The organism is Bacillus sp. FJAT-18017 (assembly GCF_001278805.1).
Classification (GTDB): domain Bacteria; phylum Bacillota; class Bacilli; order Bacillales; family Cytobacillaceae; genus Bacillus_D.
The window spans coordinates 4,101,291-4,127,013 of sequence record NZ_CP012602.1; the positions used below are offsets into that span (position 1 = coordinate 4,101,291).

The following is a 25,723-nucleotide window of genomic DNA, read 5'->3' on the forward strand; positions in this document are numbered from 1 at the left end:
ATTATTTTCCTAGATATACCTGTTCCTACTGCTTTGCTAAAATGTTCAAAGCACCTTTAGTATAAGAACAAAAGTTGGTCCGCAATAGTCCTGTCTTATCTCTTATATACGTTTTTTGCCCTTCACAACGTTAAAAATTTTCAATTAGGACGCTTTTCCCAAGGTTCAATTTGACCAATAGTTAGCACTTTCTTTCTCTTCTTAATCGCTTCAATTACCCCATCAGAAATTTCCTTATTTGTTAGCCACCTTGAATTGGCACCTTCAGTTATAAAACCTAATTGAACTTGATAATATACATAACCGTAAGGAGATGGGTACTTTTTTTTGATTTCATCTAAGTCTGAACTACTACCCAATATATGAAATAACTCCCAAAAATTCTTGCCTTTTGAAACCTCATTTGTAATAACTTGAAGAGCATTTTCAGCAACTGAATGAATCCATGCTACAACAATATCAATATCCCCATTTTGCTTGATTGTTAGATTTATTTTCTCTTTCAATTGGTCATTATTTGTATAATCAACCAACAGTGGAGTTATATGACTTTTTGAACTGGTCTTTTGTAGAAGTTTCTTCATTCGTTCAGGGTTTCTAGCAATAATGGACACATGATAGCCGTTATTTAATAACCAAAGTGACACTCCTGATAACATACCAGTACCACCCACAACTAATGCGTGCTTCAATCCTCTTCCCCCTTATAATCTTAAAAAGTGACAGCGAAAGTCTTGTTTAACCAACCTCCCCTTTAACACAATAAAAGAGCTACCCTCGAGCCTAATTAGCTCATAATTGTTACACCATTAGGATTTCTTAATTGTTTGGTTGAGAAGCCCTTTATAACATCTTCTCTGATTGTAACTTTATCACCAAGTACCTATTTAATAGTATCAAAAGGTTTTCCGAACACGTCGAATGGATTTCCGAATAAGGAACGGATTATAACTGGCCGGAAAGCATATTTCCGCAAGCTGTATTCTTAGCAATTTTAAAGGATGAAGTGCTTGTTCATCTAATATAAGGGCGTCAACCTGGTCGGGTCGGTCCCCTTTTCTTGCGAAAAACTTGTGGGCGTAGTTTATGTAATGCTGCAACCTGAGCGTAGGCGTCAGCTGCGCAGCAGGCTGGCTTTTTCCAAAAAGGGTTGAATTCCCTAACTCTCTGCCAAGCCTTTTTGAAACCAAAATACAAACTTCTTTACGATATAAAAGAGCATGAGATTGGCTATGACATGAAGGCCCCAGTTATAGTTGAGGAATAGAATGAGGTTGCTAACCTTTTCTTCTACAACATAAATCGTTGGGATTGCGATTGAGAAAGTTAAATAATAAAGGAGCATCTTTACTTTGCCAGGTTGTTTTGGGTAAAAGTGGATGAACACAGCAGCTATTATTGGGAATAGGACGTAGTAGTGCGAGAATCCCATCTTTGTTGCAATCTTGAATTCCCGGTATGGGTACCTTACGATGTGAAAATATACAAGGAGAAATACTAGAATCCATGATAATGTTCCAGAAAATAATATCGTTATTTGGGTTAATCGGAGCCTGTCTTTTGATATCCATAACAGGATAATGATTGAAACCATCCAGATAAACACCAATATAAAAAGTTCTCTGCTCATTTGCTGTTCACCGTAATGAGTTTTTGTTTGAACCATAGATAGTATTTGTGGTTTATGAATAACGTAATATTGACGGTAATAAAGGTCCAGTACCAGGTCCATCCGTGATAGTCGACAAGCCTCGTTGTCTTTTCGATGATCACTTCCAGAATTGTAAAGAATCCGGTAAAACATACATAATATATCAGTGCACCGAGCTTTCCGACCTTGGGAAAGTACAAACTGAAGATGATTGCCACAATAGGAAACACGAAAAATTCAAACGTCAAACTTGTTCGGTTATATTGATTGGTATCAGCAAGCAATTGAACCGGGTATTTAATCCATCCCATTTCGACCACGAATAAACCGGCCGGCCAGGTGATGACCTGAAGAAATAGGAGGATGACCCACGCCTCCCTGGCTCTGTTTTTAGGTATTAATGTGACGAAAGCCAAGATTGCAATAATAGTGATGCCAACTAAAATCAATCTATCCATGTTCATGAAAGCATCATCCCTCTTGGTAAGGAATCGTGTAAACACATTCTTCCATGATTGTTAAATAATATACATATTGCGAACTATGCAGCTGGCACGTTTTGGATTTGGGACGTTCGATGCGTTTTAGAGGGATGTTGGATAAATTTAAAGGCGCCTACCGTTATGGTTTGGCGCCTTTTGAATTAGAGCTTGTAGGATAGGATTGTCGTATAGGAGCTGTAGATTTTCTTTCCGCTAACGACCTTGTAAGCCCTGACTTTGTAATAGTATGTTTTGCCTCTTGTTAAGGAAGTGTTGGTAAAACTTATGGTTGAACCGGACGTAATCGTTTTTACTTTACTGTATGTTCCGGTTTTGGATGTGGACCGGAATACTTCGTAACCCGATGCCTCCGCCACTTTGTACCATGATACTCTTATTGATGTGCTGCTTGCTTTAGCTAGCGAGATTCTAGCGGGCGCTGCCAGGACCGGCTTTGCACTGGCAACTTTGGAGAACGAATTGTAAACCTTTTTGCCGCCGACCACACGATAAGCCCTGACTTTATAATAGTAAGTCCTTCCTGTCGAAAGGCTTGTGTTGATGTAACTGGATGTGCTTCCACTTGTTATTGTCTTAATGTTTGAATAGGTACCGTAAAGAGAGGTTGCACGATACACCTCGTATCCATTCGCGCCAGGGATAACGTTCCAGCTTACTTTTAGCTTATTATAGCCCGCTGAGGCCGCTTTTGCCGTAATGGCCGATAATACCGGGGTTGCATAGACAACATTTGAATAGGCTGTATAGTATTTGACACCTGCAACTGTTTTGTACACTCTAATCTTGTAGTAGTACCTTTTGCCCGTTGGCAATCCGGTATTTATATAGCTTAACGTGCTGTTAGGTGTTATGGTTGCAATCTTGCTGTATGAGCCAGTGGAAGACGTGGCTCGGTAAATTTCATATCCGGTCGCATCAGCTGACTTGGTCCAAGTCAGTTTCACCCTGTCATACCCTGCCGATGCTGCGCTTAATCTAGAGCTTGCCAGCACCGGTTTTGCGCTCAGGACATTCGTGTAAGAACTGTAATACGTACGGCCATTCATTTCACTGTAGGCTCTTATTTTGTAATGATACGTTTTTCCAGGGATGAGGCCCGTATTCAGAAATTCTTCTTTATATGTTTCAGTAACCACGTTTATCATTTTATACGGACCGCCGCTCGATTCGGCACGGAAGATTTGATAACCTGTTGCATCCGGGGATTTCGTCCAGTTAAGTTTTACCTTATCTGCCCCAACCGGCGTTGCTTTTGGTGCAGTGGGAGTTGTCAGGGCTGTTCGTGCGCTGACAAGCTGGGAATCCGGACTGTCTATTTGCCTCCCATCTACATATTTGTGTGCGACAACCTTGAAATAATACGTTTGGTCAGGATCCAGACCCCAAGTCTCGTGTTCGGTTGTATTTCCTTCCACGCGGGATCCATTGTAGCTATTCGCATAGGGCGAGGTCAACCACCAGACGCTGTAGCCATCTGCGCCTTCTACCGGTGCCCAGGTTACTTTTGCATATCCAAGGCCTGGTTTGACAGCAAGATTCTTAGGCTGGTTCGGGATTTTAACAAATTTTGCGTAAAGAGCCAGGTCTGACTTGATTGGTTCTGTAAAAGAAAACAGGTTGCGGAAATCTGGCTCCCGGTACCAATCGAGGAATGCAAATCCCTCTTTATTTGGCTGATCGGGAGCTTTCGGTGTATCACCATATTTATAGGTTTGTGAATGTAAGATTGAATCTCCGTCCCTGTAGGTCATTGTATACTGATTCAAAGAATACAAAGCTTCTATATATAAATCGTCTCTAACATTACTGAAGCTTTGATTCCAGCCAGTAAAAGTCCGGCCTTCGTGATGCGGGATTTCCGGGGCTGTAGCTGGATTCCCGTGAATTACCTCTTCTGTTTTTAAGATCGTCCCATCATAATCAGCAAAGGTCACGGTATGTTTTTCGGTCACCGAAACTGAATAACTTGCTGTCATTCCGTCATAGGTTACTTCTAGGTACTGTGTTCCTGGCATAGTCGGCTCAAAGAATGTGACCATGCCGGTTGTCATCTCAATTTCTTTTGTGTTCCCGTGATTAGTTTTAATAATAAGCTTCCCACCGGTGACATCCAACTGTTCTCCCTCAATATACTTGAGTTTCGCCGGCAGCGAAGAAATGGACATTGCAATATTCCTCTCCGAGCCAGAAGCCGGAACTACGCCAAGGTGCGGAAAAAGGAATGTGCTATTATTGTCGGCTTTCCAAATCGTTGTAAAATCAAACCCTTGGAAAGTGCCTGGGTCCTTCAATTGGTCAAGCGTGACTTTGTATGTGCCGTCTCCCGTTTCATTACCAATACCATTGGCGACTAAGTCGATAAAATAACTGTTCTCAATCGTTCCCTCGTTTTTTCCAACGATGCCGCCTTTTGATTTCCAGGAAGTTAGATTAAGCAGGTCCAATTTGCCCGCGTTGTAGGTGTTTTTAATGGAAGAGGCTGACAGAGCATGGGCAGCAATCCCTCCTACTGTATACTCGGCCTTAAGTGTACCGATATTGTAGCTGTTCAAAACCGTTATGTTCGAACCATAAGAAACAATCCCGCCCGTTGTACGTGCTGCCAGCGTTCCGGTATTGAACACCTTGCTGAATACTGAGTTATTACTTGATTCTGCGATCCCGCCTGCATAGCTATCTGCGGTTATATCACCTGTGTTGTATGATTCACTGACAGAAGATGAGCCTAAAGACCCCGCGATTCCCCCGCCATCGCCATTTTGTCCGGAAGTGTTGATAGCCCCTTTGTTATAGCTATTGGCAATGGTTACGGTAGTTCCATATCCGACGATGCCGCCGCCATCGGATGAACTGGCCTTGCTGCTTAAATTTCCTTCATTATATACATGTTTGATGGCGGTGGTACTTGATGCCTCTCCGGCAATTCCACCGCCCCTGGTCTGGTACTCAATATTTCCGGTATTATAAGCATTCTCAATCGAAGAATTCGACCAAATATCTCCGACAATTCCGCCGGTGTTTCTGCTAGCGGAACCTTTTAAATCAGCCGTATTGTATACGTTGCTAAATTGGGTTCTATAGGCCTCTCCTACAATACCACCTGTGTTTGTTTTCGCCTGGATAGTTCCAGAATTAAAGCTATCGGAGACTTTTGAATTGCTCGAGTATGGTCCAGCAATATATCCGGCTATTCCCCCGGCATATCCATCAAAGAGCGATTGTGCGGACACGCTTCCGGTATTGTAGGAATTGCTAATCGTGTTTGCGCCGAAGGACCCGTCTGCATATCCGACAATGCCGCCTGCATACACTTTGGCATTGGCTGTATCAAGCGAATTATTATTCGCAGCAATTGAACTGTCTACCATGCCTAGATTCAGGATCGTACTGCCCTTCACATATCCGAACAGGCCTGCATAAATGATTCCTTCGGATGTAATGGACTGCTTCAGCCCAATAATTTTATGGCCATTGCCGTCGAAAGTACTCCTAAATGGATGTTCCTTTGTACCTATTGGAATCCAGCCTGCTCCATTATTGTAAAAAGCACCATTTTCCCCTGTGGCCTCTGATAAATCAATATCATTCATTAGTATATATTTCGGACTAGTACCGCTTCGGACTTTAGTATTTAAATCCTCCGCTGTATATATTCCTACATAACCGGTGGGAACTTCAGTCTGCTGGATAAATTCAGCCTTAGCCTGATGCAACGGACCAAAATTCGCAGGAAGCCCCCCAAGTATCAATAAGAAAGCTATTAAAATAAGAAACCCTTTTCTTATCATTTAATAACCCCTTCCCCCCTATTAAAATTTGTTTTTTTAATATCCACAACCTATTATACAAAAAATGCTAAACTTGAGAACCTCTTTCCCACATGGAACTTATTAACAGTAAAAAATTTCAACTTTGACCTAAATCAGATTTAAATCATGCTTGTACATTGCCTTTTTAAAATACCTATATTTAAAAATATAATCGAAAATATATGTTAAGATGATTTTAAGTTTAGGAACACTCATAGTAACCGAGATAATTGAAAAACATTGGGGTATTGTAATGGGATACATTAAGGATATAAGAAAAGTAGCAGGCAGCCGTCCTTTGATTATGGCTGGGGCATGCGTCATTCTTGTTAATCACTCTGATGAATTATTGTTGCAGCTCCGCAAAGACAATGATTGTTGGGGATTGGCTGGTGGTGGTCTCGAGATTGGCGAGACACTGGAACAAGCAGCCCAAAGAGAACTATTTGAAGAGACGGGTTTGACTGCAAATGATTTATCTTTATTCAATGTCTTTTCCGGCAAGGATTTTTACTATAAATATCCTCATGGAGACGAAGTATATAATGTTGTCACAGCTTACATTTGCAGAGGGTATGAAGGGGCGTTAAGGAGAGATGAAGAAGAAGTGAAAGAGTTAAGGTTCTTTCCTTTTACCGAACTTCCTTCCAACATCAGTCCGCCAGATTTGCCTATAATAAAGGAATATTTACGCTTTCATGATAAAGGTGGCGCCAATCACCAATGATTTGCGCCATTTATTTTAGTCGCTATTTATACTGTACTGCACCAATATACTGCATCCTGTCCCCACTTCCCTTTTTCATTTCAGTAACTGGATCGTATCGGAAGTTATAGAGCAGAACAACGGCATTTACTCTGTCAGGGGAATTTTTTACAAGCATGTCGTGAAACTTCGGTAAAATTGTTTCATCATATGAAAATCCTTTTAATAGTTCAGTTGGATTTAAGACTGGCTGTTGAAAAAACACAGCCTCGCGGAAATCCACGTCATAATAGTCTATAGAAAAGTATTCCTCAAAGTTGGACGGAATGGCATCCCCATCTTCCGTATACTCAATGTAAAGATAGTCCTCAAAGTTCTCCTGGGAGGAAAACTCTCCTACCCATAACGAAACATATCCTTCTTGCTCCATATATTCCCCTCCTTATAAATCTTTAACTGTGACAATGGCTTCCCTTTCTAATCATCCCAAATTTGCTGGTTATCTTCCACAACAAATAGTAAATCCAGCTGCAAAAGCAGTTGGATCATTCTCGCTATACACAAACTATAAACAATCTTTACATTAACTGTATGAAAGAACATGCTTATTCCTAATATAATGAAGTGGAATGTCCTTATTAATTGAGGAGTGATGATATGGATACGAGTTCTCACGTTATTATGGGGTTTGGTTTAGCTGCCTTGGCTCAGCTTGATCCAGTGGTCGCTGGCGATTCTGCCCTGTCACAGGCCGTTATGCTGGGTGCGGTAATTGGTTCTAATGCCCCCGATTTTGATTTTCTTTATCGTATTAAAGGTAAGAATAGCTATGTCCGTAATCACCGAGGCATTTCTCATTCACTTCCAGCCTTGCCTTTATGGAGTATCGCAGTTTCAGGTGGTATTTATTATTTCTTTCCAGGCATATCGTTTTCCCATTTGTTCTTTTGGACATTTCTTGCAGTCATTCTGCATGTTTTTTTCGATTTATTTAATGTCCATGGAACCCAAGTTCTGCTTCCCTTTTCGAAAAAGTGGATGGCGTTTGATTCAATTCCTTTAGTGGATCCCCTTATTCTTTTTGTACATGTGCTGGGCTTTAGCCTTCTTCCTTTTTATGAACCCGGAAAAACGTTTCTTGTCATTTATATGTTCATTTTTCTTTACCTTGCTGTCCGGACCCTTTCACAAATCGCAGCAAAGGGAACGTTAAGCCTGCATTTCCGAAAAGCCCTCGATATTAAACTGATTCCGCGGATTTCCTTGTTTACATGGGACGTCATCATTGAGACGAAAGAAGACTTTTTATTTGGCAATTTCTCTGGCCGCAACAGTTTAACGATAGAACATTCTTTTTCAAAAAAAATCGACTTTCCGGAGCTGGTTACTGATAGTAAGAGCCACCCTTCCGTTTCAGCTTTTCTTGCTGGCACTCATTATGCCTATCCATTTGTTCGTTCAAGCAAAAATGGCTATATGATCTTTTGGAAGGACCTTCGTTTCCGTGTAAATAAGTTTTTCCCCGCTCTTGCCATTCTGGTTGTATCGTCTGATTTCCAAATCCAGAATTGTTTTATCGGCAGAGTACACTCCTTAAAACAATACAAGCAGGTAATAAGACAATTAAAAAACACCTCGGCTTTACTTGAAAAACGCCAGCATGAGAAAAAAGTTTCGGTCATTCCGTGATACTGCTGCACAGTAAAAGTAAACAAAATCTTAATTCCATAAAAGGGGCTGATTGTATGGTAAAGAAATTATTGATTATTTCATCCGATATTACCGGGCATGGGCATAAGAGTATTACAGAATCCCTATGCGAGAAAGTCGAAACCTATAATGGAATAGAAATTCATGTGGCAGATGGATTTTCGCTTGGAAAACGATTGCTCTTAACAATCGGGAAATCGTATGGGCCAATCACAAGAAATTCAGAAAATCTTTGGAAGATGATTTGGAAGCTTTCTGCTTTAAAACCCCATTTAGTGGACAATTTTATCGAATTGCTAATAACGGATAACTTCCTAAAATTAGTGGACGACGTGAAGCCGGATATGATTTTATCGGTTCACCCGAACTTTAATGGCTCGATCTTAAATATTTTGGAAAAGCACAGCCTCTCAATCCCCTTCTGCACCTTGATAGCCGATCTTGTAAACATTTATCCACTTTGGGCGGATAAGAGAGCCGATTGCATTATCAGCCCTACCTTGGCTGCCCAAAACAAGTGTATTGAATTTGGCATCCCCGATGAGAAAATAAAGGTTTCCGGATTTCCTGTCCGATCCCGTTTTTTCCCGAAGAATCATCATCAACCAAAAATCTATACTAAGGGGCAATCATTAACATGCCTGGTCATGAGCGGCGGTGAAGGTGTAGGGAACATGAAGAAAATCGCCGAAAACTTGCTGGATCATTTTGATTGCAACGTAAAAATTGTTGCTGGAAAGAATGTAAAACTCAAAACAAAGCTGGAGATGTCCCTAAAGGCCAACTATGGGGATAGAGTAGAGGTCTATGGTTTCACTCCGAATATCCAAGATTTAATGCTAACTTCTGATATCGCTTTTACCAGGGCGAGCCCGAATGTAATGTTCGAGGCATTCGCTACCAATACACCGCTCATCCTTACTGGCGCCTTGCCTGGCCAGGAGGAAGATAATCCAGCCTTTGCGGAGGCTTTCAACTTGGCCGTGGTATGCAGGAATCCAAATGATATTAAGGAAACAGTAACCGAATTACTTAACAATGACGGCGAAAAACTGAACAACATCATAAAAAGCCAACAAGATTTTATTAATACAAATGCAGCAGAGGACATTCTGCAACTCATCCTGGAAGTTGCGGAGCCATACTATGAAGAAGCAAAAGTGAAACTTTCCTGATTCCAATTTTAAACGGGCTTGCTAATGGTTCTTGCAGGAACCATTTAAGCCCGTTTTTTCGTCTTATCCAACATTCAGATGGTATGCATCAGTATATTTTGAAAAACAAGATCTGGTCGTTCTTCCGTAATTAAATGGCCTGTTTTTTCAACCGTAATCAACTGTGCATCTGGCAAATCCCGAACAAGCCGTTTACCGACTTCTACAGGAACGACCCGGTCTTCCTCCCCCCAGATCAATAATGTCGGGACTTTGATTTCCTTAAGCTGCTGAGGAAGCAAATCACCCTCGCGATGACGGAGCAGCCGAATCAAAGCTTGATAAAACCCTTTTTCCGCCAACGGTTTACCAAATTCCTGAATCAGTTCATCATTGATTAATGTTTGATCGAAAAACACATTACTTAAATGATGTTTAACATCCTTTCTCCGAACATAATAATGAACGAATTTTTCAAAGAACGGTAAGTAGGAGCAATAAATGAGAGGCTTTCTTGCCGGCTTCAAATAACCTGAGCTGCAGAGCAAAATCAATTTATTTATTTTCTCCGGGGCAATCAGCGCCATATTCAAGGCAATTTGGCCTCCCATTGAATGAGCGACGATGGACGTACTGGAAAACCCAAACTTGCGAAGGCATTCTAATAGCAACCCCGCATAATTTTGAAAGCTATAGATATACGTAATTGGCTTTTCACTTTTCCCAAAGCCGGGAAGATCGACGGCAAGAATTGAATAATGCTTTTGCAAAAGAGGAATAATCCTCCGGAATGTATAAGTCGAAGATGCAAAACCATGGATTAGAAGAAGTAGTGGTTTATCATTTAAATCGTATTCGCAGTATAGATTGATATTATCTACTTTCACGTAAGTTTGATTAAGTCCATTGAAAGTCAATGCCTTCCCCTCCTCCCCTATCGATAATGGTTCTATTTTTCACCAATTTGACATGGAGGATACGCCTATTTTCTCCGAATGAAACGCTTTCCGAAAACGATAACCTTTTTGGCCTGCCTCGGACAGAATGCGATGACGTATTCAACGTGTTTCAATAATCTTACAGTTTTTTTACATACCTTTTACACCACCTCAAGATACTATCGATATTCATCCCATAAAATGAAAGTAAGCAAGTCTAACTTATGGGAGGGACTGAATGAAAATTACTGTTGCTGGAACTGGGTATGTAGGACTGGTAAATGGAGTTTGCCTTGCGGAAATGGGATACGAAGTCGTTTGCATTGATACAGACGAAACAAAAATCAACACATTGCAAAAAGGGATTCCGACGATTTATGAACCTGGCCTTGAAGGACTTCTCAAGAAAAACAGCAAATCCGGCAGGCTCCGGTTTACACTAAACCCACGGGAAGCCTATTCCGATGCCGACGTCATCATCATTGCTGTCGGTACACCTGAGAACAGTGATGGATCAGTAAATTTGGAATATATTTATTCAGCTTCTTATACAATTGCAGCACATATGGGGAAGGATGCAGTCATTTGTACAAGGAGTACTGTCCCAGTCGGCACGAATGCACAAATCGAGGAAATCATTGCTCGATTAAAACCTCCACCCCTTCGCGCACATGTGGTTTCACTGCCAGAGTTTCTTCGTGAAGGCTCTGCAATCTTTGACTTCTTTAATGGTGACCGAATTATCATTGGTGCGGCTAATGAAGAAGCTGCTGATGTGATTGAAGGACTTTTTCTTCCATTAAACATTCCTATTGCAAAAACAGACCGAAATAGTGCCGAAATGATTAAGTATGCAGCGAACGCGTTTCTTGCGACAAAGATCAGTTTCATTAATGAGATTGCGTCACTGTGCGAAAAAGTCGAAGCCGATATTGACGAAGTAGCCAACGGAATTGGAATGGATAGCAGAATTGGGCCGCACTTCCTTCGGGCGGGAATCGGATATGGCGGTTCCTGCTTCCCTAAAGACACCAAAGCCCTGCTTAAACTCTCCGGAAATATGGAGCAGCCATTCATGCTTCTTCAATCTGTTATTGAAGTTAACAACAAACAGCATTCACTTCCTGTGGCAAAAGCAAAAAAGGCAGTCGGATCACTTGCTGGAAAAAAGGTTGCCGTACTTGGCTTATCTTATAAACCTGATACTGATGACATAAGAGAGTCCGCTTCAATCAGGATTATCCAGGAGCTGCTGGATGAAGGTGCAAAAGTGATAGCCTATGATCCTTTAGCAATCCCAAATGCGAAAAGGTTGTTTGGGGATGAAATCGATTATACCCTCGATATCCGCCAGGCATTATCTGATGCTGAAACAGCGATCATCGCGACGGACTGGGACCAAATCAGGCATCTTCAGCCATCCGTATTTGCTTCTTATATGAAAGAGCCAATCCTTATCGATGGCCGTAATTGCTTTACGCCTGAAAGAATGAGACTTGAACCCATTACGTATATATCAATTGGCAGGCCGGCATTAATCAGGGAAAATCCAACGATTTATTTCCACTGATTTTATTCTGAATTTTCACTTCCAGACTGCTAACAGGCACCTATGTATTGCTTGGATTTAGGGATGTCCTAATTCGATTGATGCCAGGAGGTCAGTATGAAAATTGCTATTTTTACGGACACGTACCATCCGGATATGAATGGGGTTGCGCGGACACTGAAGCGTCTTTCTGATTATTTGGATGGCCAAAATATTACATGTAAAATTTTCGCTCCAAAAAGTCCATCTGAATATGTGGCAGACAATCTTCATCAGTTCGCCAGCCTTTCTTTATTTCTTTATCCGGAGTGCCGGCTGGCATTCCCCAATCTTATCAATGTAAAGACAGAACTCGAGCGTTTTTCACCAGACTTGATCCATGTTGCCACACCATTCAATATTGGGTTCTGCGGCGCTTATTTTGCGAAAAAAATGAATATCCCTTTGGTTGGTTCGTATCATACCGACTTTGACCAGTATTTAAACTATTACAATCTTGAATTCTTATCAAACTATTTATGGAAGTATATGGCCTGGTTCCACAAGCCCTTCCAGAAACTATATGTACCATCGTTAGAAACATTGAACCAGCTGCAGCAGAGGGGTTTTTCCAATTTGGAACTTTGGGGAAGAGGCGTTGATTGCAGCCTTTTCCATCCAAACTATAACAAACTGTCGGGGCGTATGCGATATCACGCAGGCAATAAAGTCATTTTCAGTTATGCCGGGCGGTTGGCACCTGAGAAAGATCTCAATACGCTCATGACTGTTGCCACCTCCCTGCCCGAGGCGATTCAGGAGAAAATCCAATGGATCATTGTTGGCGACGGCCCGGAGCGGGAGGAATTAGAAGCACAGGCTCCCCGAAATATGCTTTTTACCGGTTATTTGAAAGGGGAAAAGCTGGCTGAGGTATATTCGATATCAGATGTGTTTGTTTTCCCTTCTCCGACAGAAACATTCGGAAATGTCGTCCTTGAGGCACTGGCAAGCGGGACCCCGGTTGTATGCGCGAATTCAGGTGGGGTGAAACACCTCGTCAAAGACGGGATAAGCGGATTTCTATGCGAGCCCGGCAATCCTGAAAGTTTCAAGAAAGCACTATTAACATTGATGAATAACCCTGCCCTCCTTCGCTCGATGGGTCAGCAAGGAAGAAACTTTGCCCTCACCCAAAAGTGGGACACGGTACTCGCTTCCCTTGTATGGTCCTATCGGGATGTCATTGAAACCAGGGTTGAAAGAAAATATGCGTAATAACCTCGAATAATGAAGAATACATTCAGTTGAACTTATTCCATATACTCGAAAGCCCTATCTGCTTTGTTACGGATAGGGCTTATTTGTGATTTGGTTTTGAGAACATAGTCTTATTTTCGTTTGCCAGGATGGGATTTTTGGATTCGAATTTCATTGAAAATAAACCCGGCTGCATTGGCAACCGGGTTTAGCACGAGTGATTTATTTTACAACCTTAATGTAAAAGTATATATCCTGTCCGTATTTCTCGGGTTCTGCCATAAGCTGATAGCCGTGCTTGACGGCTTCTTCAGGAACACTGCGGAATGATTGCGGACAGTCTGCGATGACTTGCAGCACTTCTCCGATTTTCATGGTTTTTAGCGCATCCAGCGCATAAATGACTGGGTACGGTCAAGGCTCGCCCCGAATGTCCAGTGTGTAGTTAAGCTTTGCTATAGGAGGTGTTTCATTGCCTGGCGTTGCATTTGTTATCGATTTTTTATTCCCGATGTGCATTTCCGCCTTCTATAAAAGCCAACTAAATTTCCATTTGAATTCCTCTCCTTACAAAATAAAAAGAGCCCCCCGAAGACTCTATTTTCTACTTTTTTCAAACTCTATAAGATCATCCAATGCTTGCATCTCCAATTCTTTAGCAAGCTCCCGCTTATTTATAAAAGAAGTTAATACACTAGCCTTAATGTTAGTCCATATACATGCCAATAGTATTTTCGTCTTTTCAATGAAGTTCGGATTTTTATTAAGCCAACTATACACCTCCAAGTCTTTTTTAAATTCTGTTAATATTTCTTTACTCAAAGAGTCATAGATTTTTTTATAAATATTCTCAGTAAATTTAAAGTCTAAATTATGACTTAATTTATTTCTAACATTGTTTATAGATTGAATCGGATCGTACAGTTCCCTTTCAATTACACCTAAAGCATATAGAAGGTCTAATCTGCTTTTAAAAGTGTAATCATTAAATTTATTTGGGTATTTAAAGTAGATTTTTGTTAACTCCACCATTTCTTTTTCGATATACATATGTACTCTTAAAATGGACATTAGTATATCCTCGTGTCTAGTTTCAGCAATAAACTCACTTCTGTACTCGCTGAATTTTTCCAACTGAGCTTTTAGAAATTCCTCTTCAATGTTCACGTTATAATGTCCCCCTTTTATAGAGAGAATTCTATAAGAAAGTTAATTATCCTTCTAAATTCCGGTTAATTCGTAGAGTTGGAGTTTTTCAATAAAAAAAACCGCCTAGTGGCAACTCTAATAATTATTCTTCCTGAATCTGTAATTAAACAATAACCAAAGGAAAGGTAGGATAGATTTTCGATACTAAACAGCCCATCCCATAAGTAATAAAAAAAGAGAATATAAACTATCACACACACCAATAATTTGTCTCCATTCAATTCCCGATACACTAAAATATTCCAATATAGTAAAATTATTTATAGGAAAGTGGGTGAAGACATGAGTGAAGAGCTTAAAAACATGGCTGAAGGTGCCGCTAAGGGTATAGCTGAAGCAGTACCGGTATATGACGACCTTCTTAAACCTGCCTCGCAGGAATTAGGTAAAAGCTTAAACACTTTAGCAAAGACTGTTAATGTGGCATTGTCTCCTCTTGCAGGCTTAGTTTGGGGGTATGAAAAAATCAGCGCTTACGTTCAAAAGTCTTTAGAGGCCAAATTAAAAAATGTACCTCCTGAAGATATCATTACGCCTGATATTTCAATTGCAGGTCCTACTCTAGAAGCAATGAGGTATACAGCCCATAAAGAGGATCTCCGAGAAATGTTTGTAAATATTTTAGCAACCTCAATGAGTGCGAAATCTCAAAAAAATGCACATCCTTCTTTTGTGGAAATACTTAAACAATTAAACAGTGATGAAGCTTTAATCATTAAATCATTTAACAACAATGACCCAAAACCAATTTTAAAAGTAAGGATATATGGAACTGAGGATAAAAATTATTATTCGGAACCTCTTGTTAATTTTTCTGGAATTCCATATATTTCTGGCTGTTTGTATCCGGAACTAGGCCCCAGCTATATTGAAAACCTGGAACGACTAAGTCTCGTAGACATAGATTATAATGTCTACCACACAGTACCAAATTCCTATGATTTTATTGAGAACCATGAAGTTATAAGAGAATGGAAGGCTTATGCTGACTCCATACAAAGGCGAATTGAAATTATGCAAGGAGTTATTACAATAACGCCTTTTGGTGAAGTTTTTATTTCAACCTGTGTTAAAGAAAGCTAAAAACCTCTGGGCAGGGAGTGGAAAGTTTCTCTCTGCTCCTATGACGTATTTTCCTCCCATAAAAAAAGACCTTCACTAATTAATATGGAAGGTCTTTCAACATATTTTTCTTCTTCAGAAGTTTCCTGCCCCTCAATTATAGATTTGAGACGTTTTTGTACCTCTTCCTCAATCACTGTTAAATCATATCTTGGAGACTTAAAACTTCAATATGTTGGATGTCCAATTTAATTTTATCTTTAGGTATAAATTCCCCTTTTTAACCCGGCTGCAATGGCAACCGGGTTGAGCACGAGTGATTTATTTTACTACCTTAATGTAAAAGTATATATCCTGCCCGTATTTCTCGGGTTCTGCCATGAGCTGATAGCCGTGTTTGACGGCTTCTTCAGGAACACTGCGGAATGATTGCGGACAGTCTGCGATGACTTGCAGCACTTCTCCGATTTTCATAGTTTTTAGCGCATCCAGCGCATAAATGACGGGGTACGGTCAAGGCTCGCCCCGAATGTCGAGTGTATAGTTAACATCCATTATTTGTGACAATGTTTATGCCTCCTTTGTAACGTGAGTAAGCTTCGGGGACTTCTGAAGCTTGATGCCTGAGCCGTAACGGAATCGTTTTTCCCACCAAGAAGATAGGAGGAACCAGGCAACGAGCATGGCAATGGTTCCGAATAGTGCGCCCATTGGCCCCCACTCTTCGATAAGATTTACTTTTGGATAATTTTCCACTAGCGCATTGTAAATGCCAAGATGGTCCCAGCCATAGGCCAGTGCGGTTGCACCGATGATATTGCCTGCGAATACTACCCAGTATAACAGCTGGCCTTCCATTGCCCGGTACATCATGCCTGTCTCACAGCCTCCTGCAAGGACGATCCCGAAACCGAACAGCAATCCGCCGATCGCTGTACTTGGCGCAGCTACTTTAATCAGGGCAAGTGAACCGCTTTGAATATAGAAGAAAGTCACGACAACACTGATGAGCATTCCAACAGCAATCGCTTTGGACATCATCGCACGGCCGCTGATCCACATGTCGCGGAATGCGGATGTAAAGCAAATTTGCCCGCGTTCAATCAGGATTCCGAACAAAGCACCTGCGATACAGGCTACTCCGAGCATGGTTTTCCCTGCCGCGAAGAAATAAATGATAAGTGCGAGATAAAGCAACGCGATAATCAGACCAATGACCGGCTGAACCTTTTCGTTTTGGGCTTTTGGTTTCGAAGGTTTCATCGGCCCTTTCATTAAGGACGGTTTCCCGAGCCACCATTTGGTGTTGACGACTTTCACGCCAAAGTAAGTTCCGATTGCAGTCGTCACCATGAAGATCCAGGAATGGAACGAGAATTGAGGAACTCCTGTGAAAAAGGCAGCCAGATTGCAGCCAAGTGCAAGCCGCGCGCCAAATCCAGCAATGATTCCTCCACTAAATCCTTGAACGAGGCGCCGCTTTTGTTTCGGCACACGAATCTTGAAACTATTGCTCAGCAAAATCGTAATCGCCGCGCCAACCAGCATCCCGATGACAATCCAGCCGTCGGTCCGGCTTATCGGAGTCCCTTCCAGACCGACCAGGTCGAAATACGCCCAATCGGACACATCCGCTCCGAACCATTCGAGCATATGGCCGCCAAACCTGGTGAATTCCCCGGTAACCGCCCAAACCGTTCCGGTAATCCCAAAGTACAAAGCACTGACCAAACCCGCAATGCTGATTGCAATGTAAGGATTCCAGTAATTCTTAAATATTTTTTGATAAAGACTCATGAATTGAACCTCCAACATAGGTTTCTTTGATGAAGTACAAAGCAATTTATTAAATGTACAAACAATACCAAACCAACTTTACTAGGTATTTTTCGGAGGAGCAATTGAAATTATCAATACATCAGATGTTTATCAATCGAAAAAACCAATAGATATACTCTCGACCATAAAAAACAGCACCTTCACATTGGAAAGGTACTGTTCTTTAAAGTTATCATGTTCAGAAAAAGCACTGCTGCTAGCTTTCTTAATCCCACCAGAAGTACCAAACAGAAGAATTGATAAGTGTGCCTGCCAAAGACATGACGGATCCTGTCCCCTGCCAGACGATGTCACTGCAAAATCCAAATTGTTCCCATGCGAGTCTTTCTGCTTCTTCCTGGGTTCTAGGAGGGTTTTCAACATAGAATTCCCAGACATCCGAGGTGACCAATGCTGGTATGGCCCGATATTTTTCGTACCAGTATTGGAATACTGCGACTTGCTGTTCTGGCATTGGACACTCATTGAACCCGCCCATTGGTACCCATGCAGCGACTTCCCAAGGTTTATTGGTTGGAATTTTTGCCAGAATAATTTCCTTTCCATCGGCCTCCTCGACAGATAAGAAACTATCCACCTGATCCTCTATCGAAAACTCTCCCGCTATATCTTCTTCCTCGTCATCTTCCAAGGGCATAACCTCTTCAAGGAGCTCCTTTAACAATTTCCCTGCATCGATTTCTTTCGCTTTTTTAATGATGGATTCGCGGCTATCTTTTGGATATTCCAAATCCTCTTCAGAATCTAGTATTTCCACCATCATTTCTGAAGGAATAATGATAAGCGGTGTATATCCTTCTTTTTTGCCATCTTGAAGAGCTTCTTGATACTTTCTCATTATGCTATTACTATCTTTTTCTGTAAGAACTGTACATTCGCAATCCAATTTTGCAATTATTTCCTCGGCATAGCTCTTCTTTCCACTTTTTTTGAAAAAATCAAATATACTCACGTCTCTCATCTCCTCCAGGCATTTAGCCGCCGGTTTGTATGTAACTACTTATTCAAGAAAAAACACATATTTCCTTTAGAATCTTTTTTTCTTTTACGTAAAAAAACAGCGCCTCCCTAATGGAAGGTGTTTTAATTATTTGGAAATTCCTATCACTTTATTTCTCTTATTACTTCTGTTAGTATACTAGTATACTAATTATAGAGAAGAACAAATGGAGGAGTCTGGCACCCAGGGATAATTATGCCCATTGGTAACAGGCTCTTTTTGCTTTTCTTATTCTATTGAAAAATAATAAATTTTTGAAAGGTGGAATACTATGTTCATTCTTCAATTGGCACTCATTATCCTGGCAGCTAAGCTTGCAGGTGCTCTGAGCGTAAGGTTCGGGCAGCCTTCCGTACTAGGAGAAATCATTGTAGGTGTTTTACTTGGACCATCTGTTTTCGGATTAATTGAAGCAACAGAAACCTTAGCAACATTTAGTACCATCGGTGTTATTTTATTAATGTTTATCGCTGGGCTGGAAACGGATCTTGGTGAATTTAAACGTTCCGGCAAGGCATCAGCCTTTGTTGGATTCGGTGGCATTATTGTTCCATTATTTTTAGGATACCTTGCAGGGGAAATGATGGGGCTGACAAACTTGCAATCGTGGTTTTTGGGCGTCATGCTTTCTGCAACAAGTGTGAGTATCTCCGTTCAAGCTCTTAAAGAAATGAACCAATTAAAGACGCCTGAAGGAACGACCATTCTTGGTGCCGCCGTTCTAGATGATGTTGTAGTAATGATCATATTGGCATTCCTAATGAGCTTTGCAGGCGGTGGGGATGTATCCTTAACAGCATTGGTCATAAAGAAAGTATTGTTCTTTGTATTTGCTATTTTAATTGCCTGGAAAGTGGTTCCTTGGGTCATGAATAAACTTACAAAATTACCTGTAAGTGAAGCGGTCATTTCAGCTGCATTAATTATTTGTTTTGTTTATGCATTTACAGCCGAAATTACAGGTGTTGCAAACATTATTGGAGCCTATATAGCAGGTATTGCTTTAGGCTTAACCAAATTCAAACAAGAGGTATTTGAAAAAGTTGAAACAATCAGCTATTCCATTTTTGTTCCGGTATTCTTTGCCTACATTGGTATTTCCGCTCAATTTACTGGCATTCTTGATAATTTAGGTTTGATTATTTTACTTAGTATTTTAGCCATTTTAACCAAGTTGGTTGGAGCAGGAGCTGGTGCAAAACTATCTGGGTTCGGTTGGAACAGCTCAATGGGAATTGGCTCGGCAATGGTTTCCCGTGGTGAAGTTGCATTAATTGTTGCATCTATGGGCTTAGCATCAAATTTAGTAACTCAAGATATGTATGCAACCATCATTGTTGTTGTCATCGTAACAACGATTGTTACTCCGCCAATGATGAAGTTCTTTTTTAAACCGAATGTGAAAACTGAATTATTAGCAAGCTAACCAAAATAGATACTCCCGATAAACGGTTTCGCATTGAATAACGGTTTGGGATATGAAGTGCCAGTGCTTTTCGCAATGCAATTAGCAATGAAATTAGCACACAAAGAAGCTCAAAGCCTTGAGCTTCTTTTATTTTTTTTTGTTGTTGTACATAAGCACTCTTTAGTAAAAGAAGAAAGTTTGTTTATTATTGTTAATCCAATTCATTTCTGATAAAGAAATACACCGATTGAATAAATTAAAGAAATAAAGGGTAGCGCAACAAAAAAGAAAAACCAAAAGAAATCCCCACTTTTTACATTGATCATAGGATGTTTAATTTCTTTTTTTATTTTTACACCAATCTCCATAACTATCACTCCTTTTCTAACAGACTTTATCTATTTTTAAAAAATTAGTTTCTCATTTAACCAAAACTGAAGTAAAGGATATACTCTTTCTTGAAGAAAAGCAACCCGTTAATCTAATATTTTTAATACGTATATTGACTATTTTTTTACAGATGTTGTTCCACTAAATGACAGGATTGTTGAATAAGAGCTAAAGACGTTTGTTCAAAAAGGAATTCAACAAAAGGTGCCTCAATCCTTCCTGGATCAACGCACCCGTTATTTGAAGAAGTTATATAACGCTGGAAAGCATGCACCACATACAATTTCGTGGACAATACTCTTATTCACTCCATACGTCTTATCATAAATCCATAATTTTGAGAAAGAAACTACTGCTCTCTTAACCCGTTTGTTCCACTAAACACCTTTTCGAGGAAAAAACCCTATTCTTGTTTCTTCATAAACATGTTTGCGGACCACCCTATCACATGCTTGCTATTGGAATACTACAACTCTTTTATATTGGTTCAACTCTATTTTTCATGTACCTGCGAAGAAATAGAACAGCATAGTAAAAAGCCTATCTTTCAAGAGCTACTGTTGCTCGAAAGATAGGCTTTTTTGTAGGGGTGGGACATGGGACCTGTCCCTGTGACCCACTTATTCCCAAATAGCGTTTACGTTGTTAGTGAGCATTGCTTTAATTTCGTTGTTAGCATTACTATTATTTAGGTGCCTTGTAAAGTCTTTAAGGTGTTTTTTTGCTTGTTGTATGTGGCCTTTATCGTAATGATGCTGTGCTTGGTCTAAACGGTTTGTTAGTTGTTTTGCTAGTGAATGTTCGATTTGTTTAGATGTTTGAAGCTCTGCAATCTGATTAGCTACTGTAGCTGTGGTGACGGTAACTGTCACGGTTAGCTTATTTGATGTGTATTCTTTATCTTGATAAGTCACAATTGCTTGAATTTCGGTAGTTCCTGCATTTTTACCAGTAATTTTTCCGTTCTCTACCGCAGCAACCTGTGGTGAACTATTTATCCACTCTACATCAACTTCATCTAGATCGACTGAATCCCCATTCGTAAGAAGTACAGATAGTTTGGATTCCATTTCCTCACCTTGGAGTAGTGTATTTTCTCCGGAGAGCACCACTTCATCTAGGACAACTTCTCTTTCATACGTTAATTTGAAGTCATCATAATATGCCCCTGACGTTGTAAAGAAGTTAGAAGCCCCTCCAAATAATCTAGCAGAAACAGCATTTTCAGGTGCTGTGACCGTAGCACGTACCGTTTGCCATTGTTTATGTCCGCCCCTAACGTGAATGATATTGACACCATCGACATCCTTCCCAACCTGCTTACCAGCTGCATCAAAATAACGGATAAAGAAGCTTGCACTGCCATCCTCTAAATACATTTCAACTGTACCCGTATACTCAACACCAGCTGTAACCGGAATTGGATCTGATACAACAAACACTGTTTCATTTTGAGCCCTATCCGTAATTTTCAGGGAATTGTTTCCTGTTTTAGCCTTTTCGTTGGTTATCCTGTACGAAACATTTTTTGTAAGACCAAACAAAGACGACCAACCCGGAATAGAATTGTTTTCTCCTACTGTTCCTTCAAATCCTGCATTTTCAAATGGTACGGGAACCGTTTCATAAATAGGTACAACAGGTAGTTTCCCTCCATCAATGACAGGAATCATTTTTAAATAATTTTGGTCACCGTCGATAAAATAAATATTTTGGTTGCCTTCATTATCGTATGCCAGTTCAATAAACGAGACTTCAGGTCCCGACTCAATCAAGCTAACGTGTTTGAGATTTTCTGATTTAGGGTCTACTACTGCTAATTTTCCACCAATGTCCGTATATAGTAACCCATCTTCTCCAAACAGGATATGGACAGGTCTCCACATCCCTCTATTTTTGATATTCGGATATAAATTCTTAGATTTTACGATTTCGTACGTATCAGGGTTCATTGCAAATAAGATCCCATCAACGGCTCCCCATAATAAACCATCTTCATCAAAGGTCAGTCCACTTATCATTGGAGGCGTATCCAATTCCGGGAAGTCTAATTCAAATTCTGTAATTTTCTTTTGGCCTTCCACATCCCACACAAACATTTTTGCCTTCTTGGCAGTTGGTTCGATATCTAACCCTCCACGGATTGTGGTAGACCCGTAAATCTTGCCATCCTTATAAGCAAGGCCAACGATACTTTGGTCTTGGACAATATTTCTATGTGTCTCTCTTTCTCCTGTAATAGGGTCATAGATTGTCAGCGTTCCACCTAATTTTTGATAGTATGGAATTGTACCGATTAATAATTTTTCATTCTCAAATTTCATGATATATGGACGGTCTTGTTCATAAACATCATATAAATTGAAAAGTGTCTCAGTTTTTAGTGTATCTGTATTCATCTTTTGAATCGATGCTCCGGAGTATATTCCGAAATACATGTCAGAGCCATTACCAGCAGCCATACCTTCCGCTTGACCTTGAGAATACGTGGTAATTTCACCTGTTTTCGTGTTGTATCTTGCCCCTTTTGGACCTCCAGGGTAAGTAGTCATGTAGAGGTTGCCATCAGGACCAAGTCCAAGACTATGTAAAGCTAACGGCAAATTCCCATTCATCGCTAAAGGTAAATCGATTATTTTTTTGGCATCCAAATCCACTGTCATAATTTCTCCGGACCTTTTTACCGTAACAAGACGTGAATCTGTGGAGTCCTCTCCAAATTCAACAAAAGCACTTCCCCGCCATCCTGCTGGATAACGGATACCCGTTTCCCTTGTTTCCAATGTGGTTACATCCACTTCTAAAATATGACGTTCGTTAATTACATATGTTTTGCCATCATTTACAGCTAATTGCGAATATCCAAAAGCTCCGTAGTCATCCTCTGAACCATCCCCTTTTATACCGCCTATTACTTTATCTGTCCACTCTTGTGTAGTTAGATCATAAATTAAAATAGCACTTACCCCACTAAAGCGTACAAATAAGTAGTTTCCAGCAACCTCCATATCATATGCGAATTGCATTTCTTCAAGTGTTTTCCCAAGGATATCAGGTGCATTTTTCGTGATATTTTCTTTTTCTAAAGTCTCAGTGTTGATTCGGTACACACTTCCTGTAACCCCCAAGCCTGCGTAGAGGTAACCGTCGTGGTAGGTTAACGATCGCACATAACTAGCATCACCAATGACATCCACTTTTCCTAGATCAACAAATTTTTGCTGATTGACATCGTATTTGAATATTTTACCTTCTTTTTCCTTGTAGGTACCGATATAGACATTCCCTTGATTATCGGTTGTGCTGCTCCAGAATTGATGGCTTGGATCCGGAATCCCTAAATTCTTAACAGATTTTGTTTGTGGTGAATAACTCCAAAGTTCTCCTGCGTTCTTTTCTGCTAATCCAGCAATATATACGGTTCCATCCGGAGCAATAATATGAGTCCAGACCTGGCTTACTTTTCCTAATTGCTCATTAAAGAGAACCTTATTGTTCTTAACATCAATAACATTAAATAGTCCTCCATTTGCCGTTGTATAGACAACATCTCTCCCATTCTCTTTTCCAAATATGGCATCCGTTACCACTGCCCCTGTAGCAGGAGTACCCAGATTCTGCACTTCTTTAAAACCACGACCTTTCAACTTTGCAACAACAGTCTCATCATTTTTTGTTTCGGCATTTATACTGAATTGAAAGAAACTAGTGATTAACATGACAATTAAGAAGCTTGAGAGCAATTTGCGATAACGTTTTTTCCCCATAATATGTCTCCCTTCGTTTTTTAAAAACAAGGATGATAGCGCTTTCATTTTGTAATACTTTACATACCCCCCTTAATAAAATTGTTGGTTTTTCAAAGATGAATATTCCGAATCATGAACTGATTATATAGTTTACCTAATTTAAGTAACAAGTCCATAATAAGTCGATAAGTTGTCTTTATGGTGTCTTTATGAGGCTAAGGGTGAGGCTGCTTTCGAGTACTGCCCCTCCCGTTCTTTCTACTATGATATCTGGCTGAAACCCTATCATATGGTGCTGAGTCCCAAGTAAATTACTATAAAGTTCAATTACTACTAAATTTTAATTCAAATTCTTCAATCTTATCATTCCACTCGATTTTAAATGGGACAACCGTCTGTTTATCAATAGAAGTGGTATAAGTCCTTTCGTTGTCTACATATACAATAGCTTTGTTTGTAGGCAACCCCTCTGGTGTATTCTCAGAACGTTTTATTTCTTCTGTACCGTATTTATAACTGTAACTTATTTAACGTACATCTTTTAAATCTTCTAAATCACCTTTGTACTCAATGCTCAAGGTGAAATTTGATTCATCTGAGCCTTGTAAAATTTCATTAATTATCTTGGCCTTCCAGTATTCTGCCTCACCAGAAAAGGTTATCCTTTCGGTGTTTCAAACCTTCTTTTCATTGTTTTGCTGACAACCAAATATACCGACTGAAAAATACATAAAAAACGAAATTAAAATAATTTTTTTCAATTATTATCACTCCCCCTATATATTAATATTTCATGTTCAATGCAATTATTTCCTTCAGTCCTTCTTGAACTAAACTGCCCCGTTTGTTTAATAAGGAATTCAAAAAAAAGGCCGTTAATCCTTCCTGGATCAACGCACCCGTTAATGAAATAAGGTAATTTATTTATTATATTCCTACCAGTGTACTTGAAGTTTATTACCATTTGGGTCATAAAAGTGGAAAAAGGCATGACCATTATCTTCTTTTATATCCTCGACCTTAACTTGATTATCAATTAAGTGTTGATGAAATTTAGATAATTCTGGACTTGTAAAACCAATGCTAAATTCTTGTTCATTATCAATTGTAAAATGTGCAAATGTTTCATCTTCGGTAGGAACTAAGATAAGTAAGAAAGGTCCTTCATTTACTTTTAAAATTGCAAGTTCCTCAGTAATGTTTAATAACTGGAGCCCTAATACATCTCTATACCATTGTGCAGACAGTTCTAAATCTTTTACAGGAATTCTAATATAATGTACTTGTTCAATAAATGATTCACTCATAGCCTTCACTCCTTTATTTAATCTGGTATTTCAAATAGTTCCCTGTCTATATACCTTTTTCCTTCTGATTATTGAATTGACCTGCCCCGTTTGTTCAATAAGGAATTCAACAAAAAGGCGGTTATTCTTTCCTAGAACAACGTACCTTTAGTTGAAGAATTGTTAATAATTTGTGGCAGATTCAACTGGCGGTATTAGTTCACCATCATCGAATCTATAATCTAAAAATGAAATTTTAAAAATGAAATTACCAATCATAAAAATAATGAGTAAAGCTATTACAATAGAAGTCCAAAAAGTACCTTTAATAATTAACCTGAAAATTTTTGACTCAACAATCATATCTCCCCAATGCACATTTTAACCCCCTTTTCAGTTATCTTTTGATTTCATCATATATCACTTTTTCCTAAACTCACCTACCCCGTTTGCTTAATAAGGAATTCAATAAAAAAGGCGGTTAATCCTTCCTGGATTAACGCACCCGATAGTTCAAAAAG

General features: G+C 39.9%; 22 protein-coding genes. 7 read left to right on the plus strand and 15 right to left on the minus strand.

The annotated features are described in order from the left end of the window. Nucleotides 1–140 precede the first annotated feature (140 nt). The 4 genes from AM500_RS19015 to AM500_RS19035 all read right to left on the minus strand — a co-directional run bounded on the left by AM500_RS19015 (nt 141) and on the right by AM500_RS19035 (nt 5,942). The gene (locus tag AM500_RS19015; RefSeq protein WP_053600635.1) at nt 141–692 is read right to left on the minus strand and encodes a short-chain dehydrogenase; all 552 of its coding nucleotides are present in this window, start codon (nt 690–692) and stop codon (nt 141–143) included. A 467-nt stretch (nt 693–1,159) separates the two neighbouring features. Further along, a complete protein-coding gene (locus tag AM500_RS19025) occupies nt 1,160–1,630 on the minus strand; it encodes a CBO0543 family protein (protein ID WP_053600637.1) in 471 nt (156 codons plus the stop codon). Continuing rightward, nucleotides 1,627–2,115 carry a CBO0543 family protein gene (locus AM500_RS19030; RefSeq protein WP_053600638.1) on the minus strand — a complete coding sequence of 163 codons (489 nt, stop codon included), beginning with the start codon at nt 2,113–2,115 and terminating at the stop codon, nt 1,627–1,629. The genes AM500_RS19025 and AM500_RS19030 overlap by 4 nt, the downstream gene beginning before the upstream one ends. A 179-nt stretch (nt 2,116–2,294) precedes the next feature. After that, nucleotides 2,295–5,942 carry a fibronectin type III domain-containing protein gene (locus AM500_RS19035; RefSeq protein ID WP_053600639.1) on the minus strand — a complete coding sequence of 1,216 codons (3,648 nt, stop codon included), beginning with the start codon at nt 5,940–5,942 and terminating at the stop codon, nt 2,295–2,297. Nucleotides 5,943–6,216: 274 nt separating this feature from the next. On the opposite strand from AM500_RS19035, the gene AM500_RS19040 reads away from it, so the two are divergent. Next, nucleotides 6,217–6,690: an NUDIX hydrolase gene (locus tag AM500_RS19040; RefSeq protein WP_053600640.1), complete on the plus strand. Its 474-nt coding sequence runs from the start codon at nt 6,217–6,219 to the stop codon at nt 6,688–6,690. Nucleotides 6,691–6,712: 22 nt separating this feature from the next. On the opposite strand, the gene AM500_RS19045 is transcribed toward AM500_RS19040, so the two are convergent. After that, nucleotides 6,713–7,099, minus strand: a complete 387-nt coding sequence (locus AM500_RS19045) for an immunity 22 family protein (RefSeq protein WP_053600641.1) — start codon at nt 7,097–7,099, stop codon at nt 6,713–6,715. A gap of 227 nt (nt 7,100–7,326) precedes the next feature. Here AM500_RS19045 and AM500_RS19050 point away from each other — a divergent pair, with 227 nt between their 5' ends. Together AM500_RS19050 and AM500_RS19055 are read left to right on the plus strand one after the other, a co-directional pair. Next, nucleotides 7,327–8,358 (plus strand): metal-dependent hydrolase, encoded by a 1,032-nt coding sequence (locus AM500_RS19050; RefSeq protein WP_053600642.1) that lies wholly within the window; start codon nt 7,327–7,329, stop codon nt 8,356–8,358. Nucleotides 8,359–8,414: 56 nt separating this feature from the next. Continuing rightward, nucleotides 8,415–9,554 (plus strand): MGDG synthase family glycosyltransferase, encoded by a 1,140-nt coding sequence (locus tag AM500_RS19055; RefSeq protein ID WP_053600643.1) that lies wholly within the window; start codon nt 8,415–8,417, stop codon nt 9,552–9,554. A 74-nt stretch (nt 9,555–9,628) separates the two neighbouring features. On the opposite strand, the gene AM500_RS19060 is transcribed toward AM500_RS19055, so the two are convergent. After that, on the minus strand, nt 9,629–10,450 hold the full coding sequence (locus AM500_RS19060; RefSeq protein ID WP_053600644.1) for an alpha/beta fold hydrolase: 822 nt from the start codon (nt 10,448–10,450) through the stop codon (nt 9,629–9,631). Nucleotides 10,451–10,709: 259 nt separating this feature from the next. On the opposite strand from AM500_RS19060, the gene AM500_RS19065 reads away from it, so the two are divergent. Next, the gene (locus tag AM500_RS19065) at nt 10,710–12,041 is read left to right on the plus strand and encodes a UDP-glucose dehydrogenase family protein (protein ID WP_053600645.1); all 1,332 of its coding nucleotides are present in this window, start codon (nt 10,710–10,712) and stop codon (nt 12,039–12,041) included. A gap of 96 nt (nt 12,042–12,137) precedes the next feature. After that, complete coding sequence (locus AM500_RS19070) at nt 12,138–13,277, plus strand: glycosyltransferase family 4 protein (RefSeq protein ID WP_053600646.1); 1,140 nt, start codon at nt 12,138–12,140, stop codon at nt 13,275–13,277. A 204-nt stretch (nt 13,278–13,481) separates the two neighbouring features. Here AM500_RS19070 and AM500_RS25940 read toward each other — a convergent pair whose 3' ends face one another. Continuing rightward, complete coding sequence (locus AM500_RS25940; protein ID WP_269320346.1) at nt 13,482–13,661, minus strand: sulfurtransferase TusA family protein; 180 nt, start codon at nt 13,659–13,661, stop codon at nt 13,482–13,484. A gap of 195 nt (nt 13,662–13,856) precedes the next feature. Beyond that, complete coding sequence (locus AM500_RS19075) at nt 13,857–14,426, minus strand: hypothetical protein (protein WP_053600647.1); 570 nt, start codon at nt 14,424–14,426, stop codon at nt 13,857–13,859. A 324-nt stretch (nt 14,427–14,750) separates the two neighbouring features. On the opposite strand from AM500_RS19075, the gene AM500_RS19080 reads away from it, so the two are divergent. Continuing rightward, nucleotides 14,751–15,551: a DUF4393 domain-containing protein gene (locus AM500_RS19080; RefSeq protein WP_053600648.1), complete on the plus strand. Its 801-nt coding sequence runs from the start codon at nt 14,751–14,753 to the stop codon at nt 15,549–15,551. Between the two features lie 300 nt (nt 15,552–15,851). Here AM500_RS19080 and AM500_RS25150 read toward each other — a convergent pair whose 3' ends face one another. The 3 genes from AM500_RS25150 to AM500_RS19090 form a co-directional block, all read right to left on the minus strand. Next, on the minus strand, nt 15,852–16,031 hold the full coding sequence (locus AM500_RS25150; RefSeq protein WP_269320346.1) for a sulfurtransferase TusA family protein: 180 nt from the start codon (nt 16,029–16,031) through the stop codon (nt 15,852–15,854). A 69-nt stretch (nt 16,032–16,100) separates the two neighbouring features. Next, nucleotides 16,101–17,345 (minus strand): selenium metabolism membrane protein YedE/FdhT, encoded by a 1,245-nt coding sequence (yedE, locus tag AM500_RS19085; RefSeq protein ID WP_442853977.1) that lies wholly within the window; start codon nt 17,343–17,345, stop codon nt 16,101–16,103. Nucleotides 17,346–17,574: 229 nt separating this feature from the next. Beyond that, entirely contained in the window at nt 17,575–18,321 is a 747-nt protein-coding gene (locus AM500_RS19090) for a DUF4253 domain-containing protein (RefSeq protein ID WP_053600650.1), read from the minus strand. Between the two features lie 319 nt (nt 18,322–18,640). Here AM500_RS19090 and AM500_RS19095 point away from each other — a divergent pair, with 319 nt between their 5' ends. Next, nucleotides 18,641–19,795, plus strand: a complete 1,155-nt coding sequence (locus AM500_RS19095; protein WP_053600651.1) for a cation:proton antiporter — start codon at nt 18,641–18,643, stop codon at nt 19,793–19,795. A gap of 203 nt (nt 19,796–19,998) precedes the next feature. Here the strand turns inward: AM500_RS19095 and AM500_RS25945 are convergent, their stop codons facing one another. The 4 genes from AM500_RS25945 to AM500_RS19110 form a co-directional block, all read right to left on the minus strand. Next, nucleotides 19,999–20,145: a hypothetical protein gene (locus tag AM500_RS25945; RefSeq protein WP_197282621.1), complete on the minus strand. Its 147-nt coding sequence runs from the start codon at nt 20,143–20,145 to the stop codon at nt 19,999–20,001. A gap of 642 nt (nt 20,146–20,787) precedes the next feature. After that, on the minus strand, nt 20,788–23,934 hold the full coding sequence (locus AM500_RS19100) for an FIMAH domain-containing protein (RefSeq protein WP_053600652.1): 3,147 nt from the start codon (nt 23,932–23,934) through the stop codon (nt 20,788–20,790). 917 nt (nt 23,935–24,851) lie between these two features. Continuing rightward, the gene (locus tag AM500_RS19105) at nt 24,852–25,223 is read right to left on the minus strand and encodes a VOC family protein (RefSeq protein ID WP_053600653.1); all 372 of its coding nucleotides are present in this window, start codon (nt 25,221–25,223) and stop codon (nt 24,852–24,854) included. Between the two features lie 162 nt (nt 25,224–25,385). Further along, nucleotides 25,386–25,580, minus strand: coding sequence for a hypothetical protein (locus AM500_RS19110; protein WP_053600654.1), 195 nt, complete (start codon nt 25,578–25,580; stop codon nt 25,386–25,388). Nucleotides 25,581–25,723: the final 143 nt, after the last annotated feature.